Below are 2,743 nucleotides of genomic sequence, written 5' to 3' on the forward strand. Positions count from 1 at the left end.
CGGCAGGCCGAGGGCGGGCGGGAAGCAGTCGTGATCCGGCCCGGCGCCGGGCTCGCCGTCGACGAGCAGGCAGAAGATGCGCTCGCTACGACCCAGCTGCCGGAACGCCCGGATCTCCTCGTTCACCCAGCGCGAGGCCGCGGCCGCGGGCGAGCAGATGACGATCAGGTTGGCCGACTGCCGCAGCGCCTGCGTCACCTTGCCGCCCAGGTCGGCGGAGCTGGCCAGTTCGTCGCGATCGCGAAAGATCGGCGCCAGCCGCCGCGTTACCGTGCCGGCGCCGGTCCGCCGGCCCACCAGCCTGGAGGGCACCCGGTAGGTTTCCAGTTGGCGATGCAGCCATTCCGCCCACACCCGGTCGCGGTGGCTGTAGCTGATGAAGGCGCGATAGCGGCACGCCTCTTCATGGGACGCCTGGTTCATGGCGCACGCACCCGGGATCGCGTCGCACAGCCCCCCGGTCGCTGGCGGCGCGCCGAAGCTAGCACCGCCAGCGTGACGGCCGCCTCATGGCGCTGCGTTTCCGAAATGTGCCGTGCAGGCTTGGCACCAAGGAACGTGGGTCGCGCCATGTGGCTGCGATGGCATAGCCGTCAGCCGGTGACTGCTTGCCACGCAAGCGAACGCCACGTGGATCGACCAAGCGGCAATAGATGGCCTCGTGCCTGCGTGAGGATCGGCTAGGTGTCGCGCCGGTCAGCCGATGGGCCGCTGCATGATCTCGCGCAAGCCATCCTGCCAGTCCGGCAGGCTAACGCCGAAGCGCTGCTGGAATTCCGAGTTGTCCAGAACCGACCAGGCCGGCCGACGCGCCGGTGTGGGGTAATCGGCCGTGGCGATGGGCAGCACGCGCGGCACCCGCGCAAGCAGCCCGTGCGCGTGGGCCTCGGCGAAGATCGCTGTCGCGAACCCATGCCAGCTGGTATGGCCGCTGGCGACCAGATGGTGCGTGCCTTGCAGCTGCGCGCGGGCGGCCGGTTCGGCCATCCAACGATCAAGTGCCGCCAGGCTCGCGCGCACGATCAGCGCAGTGGAGGTGGGTGCGCCGTGCTGGTCGGCCACCACCCGCAGTTCCTCGCGCTCGGCCCCCAGGCGCAGCATGGTGCGCAGAAAGTTGTGGCCATGCGGGGCATACACCCAGGCCGTGCGCAGGATCAGGTGGTCGGCGCCGCTTGCGCGCAGCGCTTCCTCGCCGACCAGTTTGCTGCGGCCATAGGCTCCGAGTGGGCCGATTGCGGCGTCGACGGGATAGGGCGCGGTCGCCATGCCGTCGAATACGTAATCGGTGGAGTAATGCATCACCAGCGCATCGTGCGCTGCTGCCCAGGTGCCGAGCTCGCCAACCGCATCGCCATTGATGCGCGTGGCCAGCGCCTCTTCCTGTTCGGCGCGGTCGACCGCCGTGTAGGCGGCGGCATTGACGATGACGTCGGGTCGCACGCGATCGAGCAGCGAGGCCAGTCCGGGCGCGGAGAGATCGGCCACTTCGCCACGGCTGCCGTTCCACAGCGAGCCGTCGCGCGTGGCAACCACCAGGTCACCGCGCGCGGCCAGGCTGCCGTCTTCCACGAAACTGCGGCCCAGCTGGCCATTGGCACCCAGCAACAGGATCTTCATGCGGTGTAGATCGGCAGCCGCTCGGCCGGCACGTCCTTCAGGAACGGCGCGCGGGTGTCCTTGTCCGACAGCAGCGGTGCGCTGACCGGCCAGTCGATGCCGACCTCGGCATCATTCCAGCGGATGCCGGCATCGCCTTCGCGGTCATACAGCGCCGTGCACTGGTAGCTGAAGGTGGCGAACTCGGAAACCACGCAGAAGCCGTGGGCGAAGCCCTCGGGAATCCAGAAATGCCGATGGTTGTCGGCGGTGAGCATCACGCCGGCCCAGCGTCCGAAGGTGGGCGAGCCGTGGCGGATGTCCACTGCCACGTCGTAGACCTCGCCCTCGATCACGCTGACCAGCTTGCCCTGCGGGTTGGGCCACTGGTAGTGGAGGCCGCGCAGCACGCCCTTGGCCGAGCGCGAGACGTTCGATTGCACGAAGCGCCGGTCGATGCCCACCTCGCGGTATTTGGCCTCGTTGTAGCTCTCGTAGAAGAAGCCGCGGGCGTCGCCGAAGACCTGTGGCTCGATAACCAGAGCGCCGGGCAACGAGGTCTCGGTGACTTTCATTCCACGGCGCCCTGCTCAACCAGGGCCTTGAGGTAGGCGCCGTAGCCGGTCTTGGCCAGCGGCTCGGCCAGGCGCAGCAATTGTGCTTGGTCGATCCAGCCACGCAGGTAGGCGATCTCCTCCGGGCAGCACACCTTCAGGCCCTGGCGATGCTCAATGGTCTGGATGAAATTGCCGGCCTCCATCAGTGATTCGTGCGTGCCGGTGTCGAGCCAGGCGTAGCCGCGGCCCAACTGCTCCAGATGCAGGTTGCCCTCATCTAAATAGCAGCGGTTGAGGTCGGTGATCTCCAGCTCGCCGCGCGGAGAGGGTTTGAGCGAGGCCGCATAGTCGCACGCGCGAGCATCGTAGAAATACAGACCGGTGAGGGCGTAATTGGATTTTGGCCTGGCCGGTTTCTCCTCCAGCCCGACCACGCGGCCATTGGCATCGAACTCTGCCACGCCGTAGCGTTCGGGATCGCGCACCCAGTAGCCGAACACGGTGGCGCCATGCTCGCGCGAAGCCGCGCGTAGCAGGCGCTCGGTCAGTCCCACGCCATAGAAGATGTTGTCGCCCAGCACCAGGCAGCT

Annotated in this window: 4 protein-coding genes; all 4 read right to left on the bottom strand. The window is 67.8% G+C overall.

The annotated features are described in order from the left end of the window. A partial coding sequence (locus tag HOQ08_RS07410) for a toll/interleukin-1 receptor domain-containing protein (RefSeq protein WP_291192872.1) occupies positions 1-423 on the bottom strand: 423 nt, incomplete at its 3' end. Positions 424-696: 273 nt separating this feature from the next. Further along, positions 697-1,617: a dTDP-4-dehydrorhamnose reductase gene (rfbD, locus tag HOQ08_RS07415; protein ID WP_291192874.1), complete on the bottom strand. Its 921-nt coding sequence runs from the start codon at positions 1,615-1,617 to the stop codon at positions 697-699. Next, the gene (gene rfbC, locus HOQ08_RS07420; RefSeq protein ID WP_291192876.1) at positions 1,614-2,171 is read right to left on the bottom strand and encodes a dTDP-4-dehydrorhamnose 3,5-epimerase; all 558 of its coding nucleotides are present in this window, start codon (positions 2,169-2,171) and stop codon (positions 1,614-1,616) included. The genes rfbD and rfbC overlap by 4 nt, the downstream gene beginning before the upstream one ends. Further along, positions 2,168-2,743: sugar phosphate nucleotidyltransferase (locus tag HOQ08_RS07425; RefSeq protein WP_291192878.1), on the bottom strand; the 576-nt coding region annotated here is incomplete at its 5' end. The genes rfbC and HOQ08_RS07425, both read right to left, overlap by 4 nt.

Source organism: Frateuria sp. (genome assembly GCF_013362045.1).
Taxonomy (GTDB): Bacteria; Pseudomonadota; Gammaproteobacteria; order Xanthomonadales; family Rhodanobacteraceae; genus Frateuria_A.

Excerpts from the sequence above, each read along its gene's own strand:
- rfbD (WP_291192874.1), bottom strand. The coding sequence starts at position 1,617 with ATGAAGATCCTGTTGCTGGGTGCCAATGGCCAGCTGGGCCGCAGTTTC.
- rfbC (WP_291192876.1), bottom strand. The coding sequence starts at position 2,171 with ATGAAAGTCACCGAGACCTCGTTGCCCGGCGCTCTGGTTATCGAGCCA.